The organism is Modestobacter sp. VKM Ac-2985, assembly GCF_026967925.1.
Classification (GTDB): domain Bacteria; phylum Actinomycetota; class Actinomycetes; order Mycobacteriales; family Geodermatophilaceae; genus Modestobacter.
In genome coordinates this window covers 616,164-634,052 of record NZ_JAPVBI010000002.1, presented here as the reverse complement: position 1 = coordinate 634,052, position 17,889 = coordinate 616,164, and the positions used below count along the sequence as shown (strand labels likewise).

General features: G+C 73.2%; 15 protein-coding genes. 7 read left to right on the top strand and 8 right to left on the bottom strand.

The window, feature by feature from the left end; translation table 11 throughout:
- Positions 1 to 16 precede the first annotated feature (16 nt).
- A complete protein-coding gene (locus tag O2V61_RS12240) occupies positions 17 to 703 on the bottom strand; it encodes a fasciclin domain-containing protein (protein WP_269183585.1) in 687 nt (228 codons plus the stop codon).
- 127 nt (positions 704 to 830) lie between these two features.
- Between O2V61_RS12240 and O2V61_RS12235 the strand changes: the two genes are divergently transcribed.
- Positions 831 to 1,304, top strand: coding sequence for a hypothetical protein (locus O2V61_RS12235; protein WP_269183584.1), 474 nt, complete (start codon positions 831 to 833; stop codon positions 1,302 to 1,304).
- A 6-nt stretch (positions 1,305 to 1,310) separates the two neighbouring features.
- On the opposite strand, the gene O2V61_RS12230 is transcribed toward O2V61_RS12235, so the two are convergent.
- Positions 1,311 to 1,928, bottom strand: a complete 618-nt coding sequence (locus O2V61_RS12230) for a DUF6264 family protein (RefSeq protein WP_269183583.1) — start codon at positions 1,926 to 1,928, stop codon at positions 1,311 to 1,313.
- 168 nt (positions 1,929 to 2,096) lie between these two features.
- Between O2V61_RS12230 and O2V61_RS12225 the strand changes: the two genes are divergently transcribed.
- Positions 2,097 to 2,636: a DUF4190 domain-containing protein gene (locus O2V61_RS12225; protein WP_269183582.1), complete on the top strand. Its 540-nt coding sequence runs from the start codon at positions 2,097 to 2,099 to the stop codon at positions 2,634 to 2,636.
- Positions 2,637 to 2,682: 46 nt separating this feature from the next.
- Here O2V61_RS12225 and clpB read toward each other — a convergent pair whose 3' ends face one another.
- Complete coding sequence (gene clpB / locus O2V61_RS12220; protein WP_269183581.1) at positions 2,683 to 5,355, bottom strand: ATP-dependent chaperone ClpB; 2,673 nt, start codon at positions 5,353 to 5,355, stop codon at positions 2,683 to 2,685.
- Between the two features lie 198 nt (positions 5,356 to 5,553).
- Here clpB and O2V61_RS12215 point away from each other — a divergent pair, with 198 nt between their 5' ends.
- Both O2V61_RS12215 and O2V61_RS12210 read left to right on the top strand, forming a co-directional pair.
- Positions 5,554 to 6,015 (top strand): MarR family winged helix-turn-helix transcriptional regulator, encoded by a 462-nt coding sequence (locus O2V61_RS12215; protein WP_269183580.1) that lies wholly within the window; start codon positions 5,554 to 5,556, stop codon positions 6,013 to 6,015.
- A gap of 133 nt (positions 6,016 to 6,148) precedes the next feature.
- Positions 6,149 to 6,583, top strand: coding sequence for an OsmC family protein (locus O2V61_RS12210; RefSeq protein ID WP_269158049.1), 435 nt, complete (start codon positions 6,149 to 6,151; stop codon positions 6,581 to 6,583).
- An 88-nt stretch (positions 6,584 to 6,671) separates the two neighbouring features.
- On the opposite strand, the gene O2V61_RS12205 is transcribed toward O2V61_RS12210, so the two are convergent.
- The 4 genes from O2V61_RS12205 to O2V61_RS12190 all read right to left on the bottom strand — a co-directional run bounded on the left by O2V61_RS12205 (position 6,672) and on the right by O2V61_RS12190 (position 13,185).
- The gene (locus O2V61_RS12205) at positions 6,672 to 8,333 is read right to left on the bottom strand and encodes an MFS transporter (RefSeq protein WP_269183579.1); all 1,662 of its coding nucleotides are present in this window, start codon (positions 8,331 to 8,333) and stop codon (positions 6,672 to 6,674) included.
- A complete protein-coding gene (locus O2V61_RS12200) occupies positions 8,330 to 8,884 on the bottom strand; it encodes a MarR family winged helix-turn-helix transcriptional regulator (RefSeq protein WP_269183578.1) in 555 nt (184 codons plus the stop codon). Before O2V61_RS12200 ends, O2V61_RS12205 begins: the two co-directional genes overlap by 4 nt.
- A gap of 192 nt (positions 8,885 to 9,076) precedes the next feature.
- A complete protein-coding gene (locus tag O2V61_RS12195; RefSeq protein ID WP_269183577.1) occupies positions 9,077 to 12,016 on the bottom strand; it encodes an FAD-binding and (Fe-S)-binding domain-containing protein in 2,940 nt (979 codons plus the stop codon).
- Positions 12,013 to 13,185: a pyridoxal-phosphate-dependent aminotransferase family protein gene (locus O2V61_RS12190; RefSeq protein ID WP_269183576.1), complete on the bottom strand. Its 1,173-nt coding sequence runs from the start codon at positions 13,183 to 13,185 to the stop codon at positions 12,013 to 12,015. The genes O2V61_RS12195 and O2V61_RS12190 overlap by 4 nt, the downstream gene beginning before the upstream one ends.
- Before the next feature lie 234 nt (positions 13,186 to 13,419).
- Between O2V61_RS12190 and O2V61_RS12185 the strand changes: the two genes are divergently transcribed.
- The 3 genes from O2V61_RS12185 to O2V61_RS12175 all read left to right on the top strand — a co-directional run bounded on the left by O2V61_RS12185 (position 13,420) and on the right by O2V61_RS12175 (position 17,029).
- Positions 13,420 to 14,934, top strand: coding sequence for an SLC13 family permease (locus tag O2V61_RS12185; protein WP_269183575.1), 1,515 nt, complete (start codon positions 13,420 to 13,422; stop codon positions 14,932 to 14,934).
- A 98-nt stretch (positions 14,935 to 15,032) separates the two neighbouring features.
- Positions 15,033 to 16,247: a CaiB/BaiF CoA transferase family protein gene (locus tag O2V61_RS12180; RefSeq protein ID WP_269183574.1), complete on the top strand. Its 1,215-nt coding sequence runs from the start codon at positions 15,033 to 15,035 to the stop codon at positions 16,245 to 16,247.
- Positions 16,244 to 17,029, top strand: a complete 786-nt coding sequence (locus O2V61_RS12175) for an enoyl-CoA hydratase/isomerase family protein (protein WP_269183573.1) — start codon at positions 16,244 to 16,246, stop codon at positions 17,027 to 17,029. Before O2V61_RS12180 ends, O2V61_RS12175 begins: the two co-directional genes overlap by 4 nt.
- On the opposite strand, the gene O2V61_RS12170 is transcribed toward O2V61_RS12175, so the two are convergent.
- Positions 17,010 to 17,813, bottom strand: coding sequence for an IclR family transcriptional regulator (locus O2V61_RS12170; protein WP_269183572.1), 804 nt, complete (start codon positions 17,811 to 17,813; stop codon positions 17,010 to 17,012). The genes O2V61_RS12175 and O2V61_RS12170 overlap by 20 nt on opposite strands.
- Positions 17,814 to 17,889: the final 76 nt, after the last annotated feature.

Here is a 17,889-nt window from a genome sequence, read left to right as displayed (position 1 = left end):
CTGAGCGCGACCCGGCTCAGCCTGCGGGGGCGAGCACCTGGTCGATGACGTAGACGGTGGCGTTCGCCGTCGGGACGTCGCCGCAGACCACGGTCGCCGGGGCGGCGCCGGCCACGGTGCCCTCCGCGGCGACGGTCGGCGCCTCGGGTGGCCCGGCCACGGTGATCGGGTCGCCGTAGAGGGTGACGTGGTCGCCGACGAGGTCGGCCGGCGCCAGCCGACCGGGCAGGACGTGGTGGGTCAGCAGCGCGGTCAGCCGCGGGACGTCACCGAGCAGCGCGGGCACCGCGTCGGGGCCGAGCGCGTCGAAGGCGGCGTTCGTCGGCGCGAGCACGGTGATGTCCTCCCGGGTGTTGAGGACGTCGACCAGGTTGGCCGCGCCCACGGCCGCGGTGAGGGTGCTCAGCTGCGGGTTGGCGCCCACCGCCGCGCTCACCGACTGGGCCGACAGGTCCGCCGGCGTCCCGTCGGCCGCGGCGGGGAAGACCAGCTCGCACCCGGGTCCGATCGGTCCGGTGGGCGCCGCGGCCGCCTCCGACGTCGGTGCCGCACTGGTCTCGGTGGCCGTGGCGCTGGGGGTGGCGCGTGCGGTCGGTCCGTCGTCGGACCCGCTGCAGCCGGCGATCCCGGCCAGGAGGACGGGGACGGCGAGGAGCCCGCCGATCCGGGACGGGACGGCGGTTCGGGTCTGCCGGGGGGCCATCACTGCGGCTGTCCTCCTGGTGTCGGTCACCGGTCGCCCACGGTGGTGTGGTGCGCCGGCCGCCGCCAGCATCGCACCCGGCGCGGCAGGAGACCGGGGTGCCGCCCCGGCGTGCCACTCTGACGCGGTGAGCAGCAGCCCCACGCCCCCCGGTCCGGCCGGCCCGGAGACCCCGACCTCGGTCAAGGTGTCGATCGCGGTGCTGGCCGCCCTGGGCGTGCTCCTCCTGCTGAACGCGCTGCTCACCTTCGCCGTCCGGGACACCGTGATCGACACCCTCGCCGAGGCGCAGCCCGGTTCGCCGCGCTCCGACGCCGAGCGAGCGGTCCTGCTGAACCTGGGTCAGGCCGTGGTGTTCGGGGTGCTGGCCGCCGTCTCCGCGGTGTTCCTCGCCCGCGGCCGGGCGTGGGCGAGGTGGACCGGGCTGGCGGTCAGCGTGCCGCTGGGCCTGCTCACCCTCGGCGCGACCTTCCTGACCGGTGGGGTGGCGGCCTCGTCGCTGCTGGTGCTGGTGCTCTGCGCGGCCGCCGGGACCAGCCTGCTGGCCCGGACGACGACCGCGTGGGCCTCGTCCGGCCCACGCAGCCGGTCGTCCCGCTGACCTGGGTCAGAAGCGCTTCCGACGCTGGGCCTCGGCGCGGTACCAGTCGTTGGACGGCTTGAGCGCCAGCAGCACGATGCCGGCCAGGACCAACATCAGCTGCAGCACAGCCAGGAAGCCACCGGTCCCCATCGTGCCGGTCAGCCCCGCGAGCAGGCTCAGCCCCCCGAGCACCCAGAGCACGATGCGCGCCCAGTTGCGGCCCTGCCAGGCGAACCAGAGCACGGCCAGGAACGCGACGATGAACACCAGGCTGATGACGAAGCCGACGGTCGCGGCCGTCGAGACCTGCTCGTCGGTGAGGCCACCGATCTCGGCCAGCTCGGCCCGGTACCCCTCCAGGTCGGTGAAGAGCAGGATGCTGCCGAGCGCGTTGAGCAGGGTGTTGACCAGGAAGGCGGCGATGCCGGCCTTGACGGTGGTGGGCCGTTCGGTGGGTGCGCCGACCTCCCCACCGGGATGCCCGGCGGGTGCTGCGGGATAGGACGACTGCTCCGACCCGTCCTGCTCCCACGGGGGGCGACCGCCGTACTGGCGGCTCCCCTGCCCGTACTCGGGGGGCCTGCCCTCCGGCGGCTGCTGCCCGTACCCGCCCTGGTGCGGGTCCTGCGGTCCTGACGTCATGACAGCTCCTCGGTCGACCTGCGCGGATGGACGTCCTCGATCGTCGCGCATCCGCATCCCCTCGGCATCGGATCCGGCACGGTCCCGCCGCCCGGGCCACCCTTCCGGGCGACCTCCGGCGGGCCGCCGTGGCTGCCACCTCCTCGCCGACGCCTTACGCTCGGGAGGGTGACGACGCCCCCAGCACCGCCGCCCGACCCCTCCCGTCCCGGCGACGACCGCCCGGAGCAGGGCGGTGCCCACGGCTACGGCCAGCCCGGAGCCGGCGCCTACGGTGAGCCCGCTGCCTACGGTCAGGCCGCCGCGTACGGCCAGCCGATCCAGTACGGCCAGCCTGACCCCTACGGGCAGCAGCAGAGCGGGTACGGCGCACCCCAGAAGTCCAACGGGCTCGGGATCGCCTCCCTGGTCCTGGGCATCCTGTCCCTGCCGGGGGCCTTCTTCCTCGGCGTCCCCGGCATCGTGCTGGGGCTGTTGGCGATCATCCTGGGCATCGTCGCGCTGCGCCGGGTCAAGGCCCGGCGTGCCGACAACCGCGGCATGCCGATCGGCGGGATCGTGACCGGGGCCATCGGCCTGGTGCTCGGGGCGATCATCCTGGCCGCTGCGGTGTTCTTCGTGACCACCGCCGAGACCTGCATCGACGAGTTCAGCCAGACCGGTGACCAGGCCGCCTACGAGCAGTGCCTCCAGGACGTCACGAACTGACCCGGAGCGGACCGTGCCCGCCGTCGCCGACGGCGGGCACGGCGCCTCACTCGCCGGCGCCGGGACCGAGCGCCGGCGGGGCCGGTGCCGTCGTCGGACCGGGCTCGGTGGCCGGCTCCCCGGGCACCGGTCCCCGGGTGACGGTGAGCCCGGCGTCGCCCTCGGCCACGTCCGCCGCCCAGTCGACGACGACCTCGTCGCCGTCGCGGACCTCGCCGGCGAGCAGGGCCCGGGCGAGCTGGTCACCGATCGCCGACTGCACCAGCCGGCGCAGCGGCCGGGCCCCGTAGACCGGGTCGAAGCCGTTCAGCGCCAGCCACTCCCGGGCGGCGTCGGTCACCCGCAGGGAGAGCCGGCGGGCGGCCAGCCGGCGGGCGAGCACCTCGACCTGGATGTCGACGATCCCGACCAGCTCCTCGGAGCCGAGCGCGCGGAACGTGACCACGTCGTCCAGCCGGTTGAGGAACTCCGGCTTGAAGTGCGACCGCACGACGTCCTGCACGGCCTGCCGCTTCTGCGCGTCGGGGATCGACTGGTCGGCGATCACCTGCGACCCGAGGTTCGACGTCAGGACGAGGATCGTGCTGCGGAAGTCGACCGTGCGGCCCTGCCCGTCGGTGAGCCGGCCGTCGTCGAGGACCTGCAGCAGCACGTCGAAGACGTCGGGGTGGGCCTTCTCGACCTCGTCGAGCAGCACCACCGTGTACGGGCGGCGCCGCACCGCCTCGGTGAGCTGGCCGCCGGCCTCGTAGCCGACGTACCCGGGCGGCGAGCCGACCAGCCGGGCCACCGAGTGCTTCTCGGAGTACTCGCTCATGTCGATCCGGACCATCGCCCGCTCGTCGTCGAAGAGGAACTCCGCCAGCGCCTTGGCCAGCTCCGTCTTGCCGACGCCGGTGGGCCCGAGGAACAGGAAGGAGCCGGTCGGCCGGTCCGGGTCGGCGACGCCGGACCGTGCCCGGCGGACGGCGTCGGAGACGGCCCGGACGGCCTCGGGCTGCCCGACGACCCGGTGGGCGAGCTCCTCCTCCATCCGGAGCAGCTTCTGCGTCTCGCCCTCCAGCAGCCGGCCGGCCGGGATCCCGGTCCAGGCCTGCACGACCTCGGCGATGTCGTCGGCGCCGACCTCCTCCTTCAGCATGGAGTCGCTGGCCGCGACCGACGCCTCGGCCTCGGACAGCGCCCGCTCCAGCGCGGGCATGCGGCCGTAGCGCAGCTCGGCGACCCGGGCCAGGTCGCCGTCCCGCTCGGCGCGCTCGGCCTCCAGCCGCACCCCCTCCAGCTCCTCCTTGGTGTGCTGGATCCGGTCGATGGCGGTCTTGTCCTGCTGCCAGCGGGCGGTCAGCTCGCCCAGCGCCTCCCGACGGTCGGCGAGCTCCGAGCGCAGCGTCTCCAGCCGCTGGAGGGACGCCGGGTCGTCTTCCTTGGCCAGCGCCATCTCCTCGATCTCCAGCCGGCGCACGACCCGCTCGACCTCGTCGACCTCGACCGGCCGGCTGTCGATCTCCATCCGCAGCCGGCTGGCGGCCTCGTCGACGAGGTCGATCGCCTTGTCCGGGAGGAAGCGGGCGGTGACGTAGCGGTCGGACAGGGTCGCGGCCGCCACGATGGCCCCGTCGGTGATCCGCACCCCGTGGTGCACCTCGTAGCGCTCCTTGAGGCCACGCAGGATCCCGATGGTGTCCTCGACCGACGGCTCCCCGACGTAGACCTGCTGGAACCTGCGCTCCAGCGCCGGGTCCTTCTCGATGTGCTCGCGGAACTCGTCGAGCGTCGTCGCGCCGACCATCCGAAGCTCACCACGGGCGAGCATCGGCTTGATCATGTTGCCGGCGTCCATCGCGGAGTCACCGCTGGCGCCGGCGCCGACGATGGTGTGCAGCTCGTCGATGAAGGTGACGACCTGGCCCTCGGCCTCGGTGATCTCCTGGAGGACGGCCTTGAGCCGTTCCTCGAACTCACCGCGGTACTTCGCCCCGGCCACCATCGCGCTGAGGTCCAGCGCCATCAGCCGCTTGCCCTTGAGGCTCTCCGGCACGTCGCCGGCGACGATCCGCTGGGCCAGGCCCTCGACGATCGCGGTCTTCCCGACGCCGGGCTCACCGATCAGGACGGGGTTGTTCTTGGTGCGCCGGGAGAGCACCTGCACCACCCGGCGGATCTCCGTGTCGCGGCCGATGACCGGGTCCATCCGGCCCTCCCGGGCCCGGGCGGTGAGGTCCACGGCGTACTTCTCCAGCGCCTGGAACGTGTTCTCCGGGTCCGGGCTGGTGACCTTGCGGTTGCCACGGACCGTGCGGAACGCCGCGACCAGGGCGTCCCGCGTGGCACCGGCACCGGTCAGGACGGCGCCGGCCTCCCCCTCCGTGGTGGCCAGGCCGACCAGCAGGTGCTCGGTGGAGACGTACTCGTCGCCGAGCGCACCGGCCTGCTCGCCGGCGGCGTTGATCGCCCGCAGCAGCTCCCGGGACGGCGCGGGGGCGGCCACGGTGGAGCCGCTGACGCTCGGCATCCGGCGCACCGCGGCGTCGGCCTTGGCCCGGACGTCGGCCGGGTCGGCGCCGGTGGCCTGCAGGAGCGGCCCGGCGATGCCGTCGGTCTGCTCGAGCAGGGCGACCAGCAGGTGCAGGGGCTCGAGGGCCGCCTGGCCCCGGTCGACCGCCAGCCGCTGAGCGGCGGCGAGGGCCTCCTGCGAACGGGTGGTGAGCTTGCTCTGCATGGCGGGTGGGTCTGTCCTCTCCTGCGGCACGGGACTGTCTCGTCGAGCTCAACGGAGCAGGACTTGAGTCTGTTCCACTCAACCTGGCGGCGTCCAGGGTCGTCCGACCGACTCCCCGCGGCCTCCGACCCTGGCAGAAAACGCGACGACTTGGGCCACACGGCTGCCTACAGCCGGATCGCGCCCTACTCTTGCCACATGACAGACACCCCGTCGCCGAGCGTCGCTCTCGACGATCAGCTCTGTTTCGCGCTCTACGCGGCCTCACGTGCGGTCACCGCCCGATACCGCCCCATGCTGGACGAGCTGGGGGTCACCTATCCCCAGTACCTCGTCCTCATGTTGCTGTGGGAGGAGGACGGGCAGAGCGTCGGGCAGCTGGGCACCCGCCTGGCACTCGACTCCGGCACCCTGTCCCCCCTGCTCAAGCGGCTCACCGCCGCGGGCCTGGTGACCCGGCACCGCCGGGCCGACGACGAGCGGTCGGTCTCCGTCCGGCTGACCGACGCCGGCCGGGCGCTGCAGGGCCCCGCCTGCTCGATCTCCGCGGAGATGATCGACGCCCTGGCCCTGAACCAGGCGCAGTTCGACGAGTTGAAGGCCCAGCTGCGGCTGATCACCGAGCGGGTGGCCGAGACCCGCGCGATCACCCCGGTCTGACGACCTCGAGCCGGGCCGAGCGCGTCCCGGTGGCGGGAACACCGCCGGCCGGGAACGGTTGACCCCGTCAGAACCGGTGTCCGGCCGCGGCGCAGCCCTGCGTCGCGGCCGTCACCGACGAGGAGGAGGTCCGATGCCCACCCGTACCGCACGCACTGCCTGGAACGGCTCCCTGCAGGAGGGCTCCGGCCAGGTCGAGCTCTCCAGCTCGAAGGTCGGCACGTTCGACGTCAGCTTCCCCAAGCGGGCCGCTGACGAGGCCGGGGGCACCACCAGCCCCGAGGAGCTCATCGCCGCCGCCCACTCGTCCTGCTACGCCATGGCGCTCTCCAGCGAGATCGGCAAGGCCGGTGGCACGACGCAGTCGCTCGAGGTGAGTGCGGACGTGACCCTCGGCCAGCAGGACGGCGCCCCGACGATCACCGCGATCGCGCTGACCGTGCGCGGCGAGGTCGACGGGCTCGACGCCGCCGGCTTCGACAAGGCCGCCCAGGCCGCCAAGGCCGGCTGCCCGGTGAGCAAGGCGCTGGCCGCCGTGGACATCACCCTGGACGCCAGCCTCCTCTGAGGCAGCGCCCCCGGGCTCGCCGGGCGCCTGGAACCGCACAGCGGCCCGTCTCCCCGTCGGGGAGACGGGCCTCTGCGCGTCCCGGGCGTCAGCCGCGCCGGCCGGCCAGCTGCCGGTCGACGTCGGCGGTCGTGTCGGGCCCGGCCTCGGTCTGCAGCCGCTCGTCACCGGTCTCGGTGCGCAGCGCGACCTCCCGGATGAGCAGGACGGCCACGATCGTGACGATCGACAGCACCGCCGCGATGAGGAAGACCCGCCCGGTCGCGTCGCCGTAGGAGACCCGGATCAGCGCCTGGATCGGCGCAGGGGCGTCGGCCAGGCTGGCCAGCCCGATGTCCTGGGACCCAGCCGATGCCCCCGGGACGTCGGCCACCCCCGACTGGATCAGCGTGCCCACCCGGCTGGAGAGCACCGCGCCGAGCACCGAGACCCCGATCGTGCCGCCGAGGCTGCGGAAGAACGCCACCGCCGAGCTGGCCGCCCCCAGGTCGGTGGCGGCCACGGTGTTCTGCACGGCCAGTACGAGGTTCTGCATGGTCATGCCGATGCCGGTGCCGAGCACGGTGAGGAAGACGCACAGCACGACCATGTCCGTGGCGTGGTCGATCGTGGCCAGCAGGCCGAACCCGAGGGCCACCAGCAACGAACCGGCGACCAGGTAGCGCTTCCAGAACCCGGTGCGGGTGATCAGGATCCCGGAGACGGTCGAGGAGACGAGCAGGCCGCCGACCATCGGGATGGTGAGCAGGCCGGCTGCCGTCGGCGAGTAGCCACGGGAGATCTGCAGGTACTGGCCGAGGAAGACCGTGGAGCCGAACATCGCGACACCGATGGCGACGCTGGCGATGATCGCCAGGGTCGTCGTCCGGTCCCGGAACAGCCGGAGGGGGACGATCGGCTCCTTCGCCCGCAGCTCGGTGACGACGAAGGCCACGATGGCGAGCACGCCGCCCCCGACGAACAGGGCGGTCTCCACCGACGCCCAGGCGAAGCTGTCCCCGGCCAGGGTCACCCAGATCAACAGGGCCGAGACGCCGGCGGTCAGGAACGCCGCACCCAGGTAGTCGATGGAGACGTCCCGCTTGGTCACCGGCAGGTGCAGGGTGCGCTGCAGCAGCACCAGGGCGACTGCCGCGAACGGGACGCCGACGAAGAAGCACCAGCGCCAGCCCAGCCAGCTGGTGTCGACCAGCAGGCCACCGATCAGCGGGCCGCCGACGGTGGCGACCGCCATCACCGAGCCGAGCAGCCCGGAGTACCGGCCCCGCTCCCGCGGGCTGATCATCGCGGCCATCGCGATCTGCACCAGCGCCTGCAGCCCGCCCAGCCCCAGGCCCTGCAGCACCCGCCAGCCGATCAGCGTCGGCAGCGACCCCGAGAGCCCGGCCAGCATCGAGCCGACGATGAAGACCACGATCGAGATCTGGATCAGCAGCTTCTTGCTGAACAGGTCGGCGAGCTTGCCCCAGATCGGCGTGGAGGCGGTCGAGGCCAGCAGGGTGGCGGTGACCACCCAGGTGTACTGGCTCTGCGTGCCCCGCAGGTCGGTGATGATCGTCGGCAGCGCGTTGGAGACGACGGTCGAGGACAGGAACGCCACGAACATCGCCAGCAACATCCCCGACAGCGCGCTGAGGATCTGCCGGTGGGTCATCCGCCCCTGCTGCTCGACGGGGGCGACCGCCGCCGGACCGGCGGCCGGGTCGACGGTCGCCCCGGCGGCGGACCGGGTGGGTGCAGGGCTGCTCATCGGCGGTTCTCTCCAGGCGTTGCAGGTGCAGGTGCGGGCGTTGTGGACGTGGACGTCGCAGGAGCGCGGGCTGCGGGGACGGGACCGCCGGCCCGGGCGGGACGGCGACCCGCGCGGTCGAGGCCGTCGGCCAGCTTCTCCAGCAGGCCGCTGAACTCGCGCGCCTCACCCTCGGTCCAGTCGGCCAGCGCCTCCACCGCCCACCGGCCGCGGACGCCGCGGGTGTGGAGGAGGGCTGCGGAACCGGCGTCGCTGATGCTGATCAGGCTGGCGCGGCCGTCGAGCGGGTCGGGCCGCCGCTCGACGTAGCCGGCACGTTCCAGCGCCGCCACCTGCCGGCTGGCCACCGAGACGTCGACGCCGACCCGCTCGGCGAGGGCGCTGCACCGCTGGGCGCCGTCCTGCTCCAGCGGCACGAGCAGCGCCCAGCCGAAGGAGGGGAGGTCGCCGTAGAGGTCGGCCGCGGCCCGGGGACCGAGGTGCTTGACGGTGCGCACCAGCCGGGCCACGCCGGCGGTGAGCCGTTCGGAGGTCTCCGGGGTGAGCTGCACGTCGCGTCCCCTGCTGATCCGCCGCCGGGTGGACCACCCGGTACATGTAGACAGCAACCATCGTGCGCTCGTTGGTTGCTGTCTGCAACATGCAGCTCCGGTGACGCGCGTCTCGCAGACGCAGAACGGGCGGCGACCGGACCCGAGGGTCCGCTCGCCGCCCGTTCGGCGGTGGTGTGTCTCAGCCGGCGGTCAGGCCGGCACCTGCGTCGTCGGCACCTCCGGGGAGAGCGCCTCCAGGACCAGCTCCGCCGGGTGCCAGGCGGTGCGCTGGGTGCCGTGGAAGATCTGCTGGCGGCAGGAGACCCCGGTCGCGGCGATGACCGCGTCGGGCGCGGCGGCCCGCACCGCCGGGAAGAGCCGGTCCTCCCCCACCTCCAGGGAGATGTCGTAGTGCTCGGACTCGAAGCCGAACGACCCGGCCATGCCGCAGCAGCCGGCGTCCAGCTCCTGCACCGTGACCCCGGGGATCCGCGACAGCAGCGCGACCGTGGCCGCCGTCCCCGCCTCGGCCTTCTGGTGGCAGTGGCCGTGGAAGACCACGGTCCGCCCGGCCAGCCAGCTGTCCTCGCGCAGCCGCAGGCGACCGGCGTCGATCGCCTCGACCAGCAGCTCCTCGGGCAGCTTCACCCGCGCCGCGACGTCCCGCACGTTCGGGTCGTCGGGCAGCAGCTCCACGTGCTCGGCCCGCAGCGTGAGGATGCAGGAGGGCTCGCAGCCCACGATCGGCGAGCCGGGCTCGGAGCCCTCGCAGAGGTTGGCCGCCAGCTTCTGCGCCTTCCCCCGGGCGTCGTCCAGCAGGCCCTTGGAGATGCTCGCGCGGCCGCAGCAGCCCTTGCTCTCCAGCCGCACCGGGTGCCCGGCCGCCTCCAGCAGCCGCACCACGGCCTGGCCGATGCCCGGCTCGGTGTAGCTGGTGAAGGAGTCGGCCAGCATCGTGACCGGCTGCTGGGTCAGCGCCGCCGGGACCTCGTGCCGCTTGAACCAGCGCATCAGCGTCGTCCGGTGGAAGACCGGCAGGTCACGCTGCCGGGCGATGCCGAGGCGGGCGTCCATCAGCGCCCGCAGCGGCTTGATCCTGCCCGGCAGGTTGGACAGCGGCGCGGTGGCCGAACCCAGCCGGTTGAGCGTCCGGATCGCCCCGAACGCCCGCGACCGCAGCGGGGTGCCGTACACGTCGTGCTTGGCCGCGAGCGCCTCGCTCTTCATCGCCGAGACGTCGACGCCGAGCGGGCACTCGCTCTTGCACGCCTTGCACATCAGGCACAGGTCGAGCACCTCGTGCAGCCGCTCGTCGGCCAGCGCGGTGTGCGGGTCGCCCTCGCTGAGCGCCTTGACCAGCGCACCGGCGCGGCCACGGGTGGAGTGCTCCTCCATCCGGGTGGCGATGTAGGACGGGCACATCGCACCGGTCGTGGACTTGCGGCACAGCCCGATGTTCATGCAGCGGTCGGCGGCACCGAACATCCCCCCGACGACGTCGAACTGCAGGCGGGTGCGCAGCGGGCCGGGCTGCGGCGGGTTCTCGTCCCGCAGGTGCTCGGTCATCGCCGGGGAGTCGACGATCTTGCCGGGGTTCAGCGTGCCCTGCGGGTCGAAGATCCCCTTGACCTGGCGCATCGCCTCGTAGAGGTCGTCGCCGAACAGCTCGCGGTTGAACTCGCTGCGGGCGAGCCCGTCGCCGTGCTCGCTGGAGTTCACCCCGCCGTACTCGCGCACCAGGTCCTTGACCTCGACGGCGACCGAGCGCATCACCTCGACCTGTCCCGGCTGGGAGAGGTCGACGAACGGGCGGATGTGCAGACAGCCCACCGAGCAGTGGCCGTAGAACCCCGCCTCGAGCCCGTGCCGGTCCAGCACGTCGCGGAAGCGGGCGGTGTAGGCGGCCAGGTGCTTGGGGTCGACGGCGGTGTCCTCGACGAACGCCAGCGGCCGGCGGGCACCCACCGAGTTGGCCATCAGCAGGCCCAGGGCGGACTTGCGGACCTTGAGCAGGGCGCCCTGCTGGGCCGGGGTGACCGCCCGCAGGGTGTGGTAGCCGTGGCCGTTGCGCTCCCACAGCTCGACGAGGGCGTTCATCGAGTCGACCAGCTGCGCCTCGTCGTCCCCGGTGAAGGAGACGAACAGCAGCGCCTCCGGGTCGCCCTGCAGGATCTTGCCCAGCCCGGCGTACTCGATCTTCTGCCGGGAGAGGTCCAGGATCGTGCGGTCCAGCAGCTCGACCTGCGCCGGGTCCACCGACAGCGCGTCCTCGGTGGCGTTGATCGCCGCCTGCACGGTCTCGAAGTGGCCCACGGCGAAGACCTGCTTGGACGGCTTGGGCACCAGCCCGACCCGGGCCGAGGTGATGATCGCCAGCGTGCCCTCGGAGCCGACCAGGAACTTCGCCAGGTCGAAGGGCTGCCCCTCGGCCAGCCGGTCCAGCCGGTAGCCACCGGCCCGCCGCCAGAAGGACGGGAACCCGGTGGCGATCGCCTCCGTGTTCGCTGCGACCAGCTCGGGCAGCCGGCGGTAGATCTCCGCCTCCAGCGTGTCCCCCTGGGCACGGCGGGCGCGCTCGGCCTCGTCGACGACCCCGAAGGTGGCGGTCGAGCCGTCGGCCAGGACGACGTCGACCTCCTGGACGTGGTCGATCGTCATGCCGAAGCGCACCGAGCCGCTGCCGGCGGAGTTGTTGCCGATCATCCCGCCGATGGTGGCGCGGTTGGACGTCGAGGTGTCCGGCCCGAACATCAGGCCGGCGTCGGCGGCGGCCCGGTTGAGGTCGTCCTGCACGACACCCGGCTCGACCCGGGCGGTGCGCGCCTCCGGGTCCAGCTCGGTGATCCGGTGCATGTGCCGGGAGAGGTCGAGCACCAGCCCCGGGCCGACGGTCTGGCCGGCCAGGCTGGTGCCCGCCCCGCGGGCCAGCACCGGGATGCCGGCCTCGCGGGCCAGCCGGACCGCGGCGACCACGTCGGCGGTGTGCGCCGGGTAGGCGACCCCGACCGGCGTCATCGTGTACATCGAGGCGTCCTGGCTGAAGATGTGCCGGGTGTAGTCGTCGAAGGCGACCTCGCCGTCCAGCGCCCGGGTCAGCTCCTGCTCCAGGTCCGCCACCCCCACGCGGGGGCGCTCCGGGGCCGCTGTCATGCCTGCTGCAGGCGCTCGAGGGCCGCCTGGATGCCGTTCGGGTCGATCGTCACCCCGCTGCGGACCAGGCCCATCTGCACACCACCCAGCGTGCCGACCAGGGTCAGGTCGTTGAAGTGCCCCAGGTGCCCGATCCGGAACACCTTGTCCGCCAGCTTGCCCAGCCCGGCACCCAGGGACATGTCGTACTCCCGCAGGATGGTCGCCCGGACGGCGTCGGCGCCGCCGTCCGGCATGTGGATGGCGGTCAGCGAGCCGGAGTACTCGCGCTCGTCGAGGGCGAGCACCTCCAGCCCCCAGCCCCGGACGGCGGCCCGGGTGGCCTCCGCGTGCCGGGTGTGCCGGGCGTAGACGTTGGCCAGGCCCTCGTCGTCGAGCATCTCCAGCGCGACCTTCAGCGCGTAGAGCAGGTTGGTGGCCGGCGTGTACGGGAAGAAGCCGCGCTCGTTGGCGGCCAGGATCGGCTGCCAGTCCCAGAACGACCGGGGCAGCCCGGCGGTCTTCGACGCCTGCAGCGCCTTCTCGCTGACCGCGTTGAAGCTCAGCCCCGGCGGGAGCATGAGCCCCTTCTGCGACCCGGCGACGGTGACGTCGACGCCCCACTCGTCGTGCCGGTAGTCGATGCTGCCCAGCGAGGAGATGGTGTCGACCAGCAGCAGGGCGGGGTGCTCGGCGGCGTCGATGGCCTGGCGCACCTCGGGGACCCGGCTGGTCACGCCGGTGGAGGTCTCGTTGTGGACCACCATGACGGCCTTGATCTCGTGGCCGGTGTCGGCGGCGAGCCGTTCCTGGGCCGCGGCCGGATCGGCGCCGTGCCGCCAGTCGCCGGGCACGAACTCGACCTCCAGGCCCAGCCGGGTGGCCATGTCCTGCCAGAGGGTGGCGAAGTGGCCGGTCTCGAAGGCCAGCACCTTGTCCCCGGGCGAGAGCGTGTTGGTCAGCGCCGCCTCCCACGCCCCGGTGCCCGAGGCCGGGTAGATGACGACCGGCTGGGTGGTGCCGAAGACGGGCTTGACGGCCTCGAGGACCTCCAGGCCGAGGGCGGCGAACTCCGGACCGCGGTGGTCGATGGTCGGGGCGGCCATCGCCCGCAGCACCCGGTCGGGCACGTTGGTCGGCCCCGGGATCTGCAGGAAGTGGCGCCCGCCGGTCGTCGTCGTCACTGACATGCCCGTGCCTCCATGAATGTCTCGTCCGGACCACCGGCTCGTCGCCGCAAGTCCACCATGCGGGAGGCTACTACCGGCAGGTGGATTGACGCAGAGACCTCTCGGACGTCTTGTGAGCCTTGACACTGGCCGCGCCACCGCTTCTAATCCCCGCTAGCGAAAGCGCGGTTCCGTATCGCGGAAGCGTGTGGCCGGCGGGTGGCACACCCGCCTCGACCAACCCTGGGGACGCCGGTGTCCGTACAGCTCGTCTTGATCTCGATCCTGTTGGTGGTCTTCCTGATCGCCACGGTGCTGCCCGTGCACATGGGGGCGCTGGCACTGGTAGCGGCGTTCGTCGCCGGCTACTTCATCTACGGCACCGACGGCGACCCGACGTACGACGACGCGGTCTTCGGCTTCTTCCCGGGATCGTTGTTCGTGGTCCTGGTCGGGGTGACGTACCTCTTCGCCATCGCCAAGAACAACGGCACCGTCGACTGGCTGGTGCACGCCGCGGTCACCGCGTCCGGCGGCCGGCTGGCCGCCATCCCGTGGGCGATGTTCGCCGTCACCGGCGTGCTCACCGCCATCGGCGGCGTCGTCCCGGCCGTGGTGGCGATCATCGCCCCGGTCGGCATGTCCTTCGCCCGGCGCTACCAGATCAACCCGGTGCTGATGGGCCTGTTCATCATCAACGGCGCCACCGCCGGCGGGTTCTCCCCGCTGTCGATCTTCGGTGTCATCACCAACACCGTGGTCGCCGACAACGGCCTGGAGGGCAGCCCGCTCTTCCTCTGGGGCGCCTCGATCGTCATCAACATCCTGCTGTCGATCGCCGTCTTCTTCCTCTTCGGTGGCCGCAAGCTGCTCGGCGGCGGCCGGGTCGACCTGACCGACAACCGCGACGACGACTTCGTGGCGGCCTCCGTCGCCGGGGACGCCACCGAGGACACCGGCGAGGACATCCCCGGCGGCGGCGCCTCGGCGTCCCGCACCGCGGTCGGCAGCACCGGCACCGGGGGCGCCGCGCTGGCCGGCGGCCGGGTCACCGAGGCGCGGCACGGGCAGCCCGGTCACCAGCACCCCACGGCCGGCGAGCGCGCCGACCAGCGGTCGTTGCAGACCACCGCCCTGGCCACCGAGGACCACGGCGCGGTCACCACGCTCGACCGGGACCGCACGATGACGCTGATCGGGCTCGTCATCCTGGTCGTCGGGTCGCTGCTCCCGCTCGGTCTCGACATCGGCCTGATGGCGATCACCGTCGGCGTGATCCTCTCGGTCGTCGCCCCGCGCGGCGCCAAGGGCGCCGTCGGCCAGATCGCCTGGCCGACCGTGCTGCTGATCTGCGGCATCGTCACCTTCGTCGGGTTGATGCAGGACCAGGACGTGCCCGGCTGGCTCGGGGACAACGTCGCCCAGATGGGCCTCCCGCTGATCGCCGCGCTGCTGATCTGCTACATCGGCGCCGTCGTCTCGGCCTTCGCCTCCACCACCGGCATCCTCGGTGCGCTGATCCCGCTGGCCGTGCCCTTCCTGCAGGGCGACAACGCGATCGGGGCGATCGGCCTGATCACCGCCCTGGCGATGTCGTCCTCGATCGTCGACTCCAGCCCGTTCTCCACCAGCGGGGCCCTGGTGGTCGCCAACGCCACCGAGGCCGAGCGGGAGCGGACGTTCAAGAACCTCACCGTCTGGGGCTTCTCGATGGTCGCGCTCATCCCGCCGATCACCTGGCTGCTCCTGATCGTGCCCGGCTGGCTCTGAGCACCACCCGCACCACCCGCGCCCCGGACGGTGATCCTGCCGCCGGGGCGCGGTCACGTCCGGAGCACGACGAGACGACCACCACTGCGGAGGCACACGTGAGCACACCCGCACCGGGCGACCAGCCGCCCCTGACCGGCATCACCGTGCTGGAGGTCGGCGTCTTCATGGCGGCGCCCTACGCCGCGATGCAGCTGGCCGACCTGGGCGCCCGGGTGGTCAAGGTGGAGGACCCCCGGTCCGGGGACCCGGTCCGGGCCAGCGGGCCGTTCGTGGACGGCGAGAGCTCGCCCTACCTGCGGCTGAACCGGAACAAGGAGTCCGTCGCGCTGGACCTGAAGTCCGCCGCCGGCAAGCAGGCGTTCCTCGACCTGGTCGCCGCCGCCGACGTGGTGATCGAGAACCTGCGGCCCGGCGCGATGGCCCGACTGGGGCTCGACGCGGCCGCGATCTGGGCGGTCAACCCGCGGGTGGTGCACGCCTCCGGGTCCGGCTGGGGGCAGGACGGGCCGCTCGCCCCGCTGCCCGGGCTGGACATCATGGCCCAGGCGCGCAGCGGGATCATGAGCATCACCGGCACCCCGGGCGGCGAGCCGGTCAAGGTCGGCGTCCCGGTCTGCGACCTGGTCTGCGGCCTCTACCTGGCGCTGGCGGTCACCGCGGCACTGCGCGAGCGGGACCGCACCGGCGTCGGCCAGTCGATCGACGTCTCGCTGTTCGAGGCCGGGGTGAGCCTCGCGGTGTGGGAGGCCGGGAAGTGGTTCGCCACCGGCGAGGTGGGCGGCCCGCTGGGCTCGGCGCACCAGAGCCAGGCGCCGTACCAGGCGTTCCAGACCGCCGACGGCTGGGTGACGATCGGCGCGAACACCCCGAACACCTGGGCCGGGCTGTGCGCCACGCTGGACATGGCCGACGAGCTCGCCGACCCCGGCTACGCCGACGCCAGCCGCCGGCACGCCCGCCGCGGCGAGCTGCTGGACGTCGTGGAGAGCCGCACCCGGACCCGCACCACCGCCGACCTGCTGGCTGCGCTCGGCGCCGCCGGGGTGCCGTGCGCTCCGATCAACGACTACGGCGAGGTGTTCACCGACGAGCACCTGAACGCCCGGGAGTTCTTCTGGGACGCCCCGCACCCCACCCTCGGGCCGGTGCGGCAGATCGGCTCACCGATGCGGTTCTCCCGCACCCCCGCCGTCCGCGGCGTCGCCGGCCCCCCGCTGGGCGCCGACACCCGGGCGGTGCTCACCCGGCACGGCCTCCCGGCCGAGCTCGTCGACGCGATCGCCCCCACCACCGCAGAGGACCGGACATGAGCGAGCTCGAGGTCACCCAGGACGGCGCGGTGCTCACCGTGCTGTTCAACCGTCCCGAGGCCCGCAACGCGATGACCTTCGCGATGTACGAGGGCCTCGAGGAGGCCTGCGCGCGGGCCGACGCCGAGGCGTCGGTGCGGGTGCTGGTGCTGCGTGGCGCCGGCGGCCGGGCCTTCGTCGCCGGCACCGACATCGCCCAGTTCCTGGCGTTCGGCGAGGGGGAGTCCACCAGCGGGGACGACGGGATCGCCTACGAGGCCCGGATCGAGCGGGTGGTCAACCGCCTGGAGGACGTCACCGTGCCGACCGTCGCCGCGGTCGAGGGGTCCTGTGTCGGGGGCGGGCTCGCCCTGGCCGCCGCCTGCGACCTGCGGGTGGCGACGGCGTCGTCCCGGTTCGGCGTCCCGATCGCCCGCACGCTGGGCAACTGCCTGTCGATGAACACCTACTCGCTGCTGGTCCACCACCTGGGCCCGGGCCGCACGCTGGACATGTTGCTGCGCGCGAAGCTGCTGTCCGCCGCAGACGCGGCCGCGGCCGGCTTCGTCGGTGAGGTGGTGCCGGACGGGGAGCTCGACCCGGCGCTGGCCGCGCTCGTCGAGACGCTGCTCGCGCATGCGCCACTGAGCATGAAGGCCGCCGGCCAGGCCGTGGCGCGGCTGCGCCGGGCCGGCCTGCCGGACGGCGACGACCTGGTGCGGGAGGTGTTCGGCAGTGCGGACTTCCGGGCCGGGGTGCGGGCCTTCGTCGACCGTGGGCAGGTCAGCTGGACCGGCCGCTGAGCGCGCGGGCGCTGTCGTCCCGCAGCTCGGCGGCGAGCCCGGCCGCGGCCTGCTGGAGCAGCGCCACGATCTGCGGCACGCTCTCCATCGGCACCCGCCCCTCCGGGCCGGAGACCGAGATCGCGGTCTGTGCCGGGCCGCCGAGCACCGGGACGGCGATGCACCGCACGCCGATCTCCTGCTCGCCGTCGTCCAGCACGTAGCCCTGCTCGGCGATCTGCGGCAGCAGTGCGAGCAGCTCGTCGGGGTCGGTGATGGTCTTGTCGGTGCGGCGGGGCATGCCACCGCGCTCCAGCAGCTCGCGGGCGGTCCCGGGGGGCAGCTGGGAGAGCAGCGCCTTGCCCACCCCGGTGCAGTGCAGGTGCACCCGACGGCCGACCTCGGTGAACATCCGCATCGAGTGCTTGGAGGGCACCTGGGCCACGTAGACCACCCGGTCGCCGTCGAGCATCGCCAGGTTCGCCGTCTCCCCGGTGGAGTCGACCAGGTCGCTCAGGTGTGGCCGGGCCCAGGTGCCCAGGGTCCGCGAGGAGCTCTCGCCGAGGTGGATCAGCCGAGGGCCCAGCACGTAGCGCCGGGAGGGGAGCTGGCGCACGTAACCGCGGGCGACCAGGGTGCGGACCAGGCGGTGGATGGTGGACAGGGGGAGGCCGCTGTCCACCGCGAGCCGGGACAACGCCACCTCGCCGCCGTCCTCGGCCATCAGCTCCAGGAGGAGGAACGCCCGCTCCAGGGACTGCACGCCCCCGTCGGAACCGCCGATCGTGCCGCGCGTCTCGGCCATGCCACTCCTCCGTCGTCCCGTGCGCTCGGGGCCCGCCCTCGTCCTCGTCCGCAGAGCGCCCAGGGCCGGACGCCCG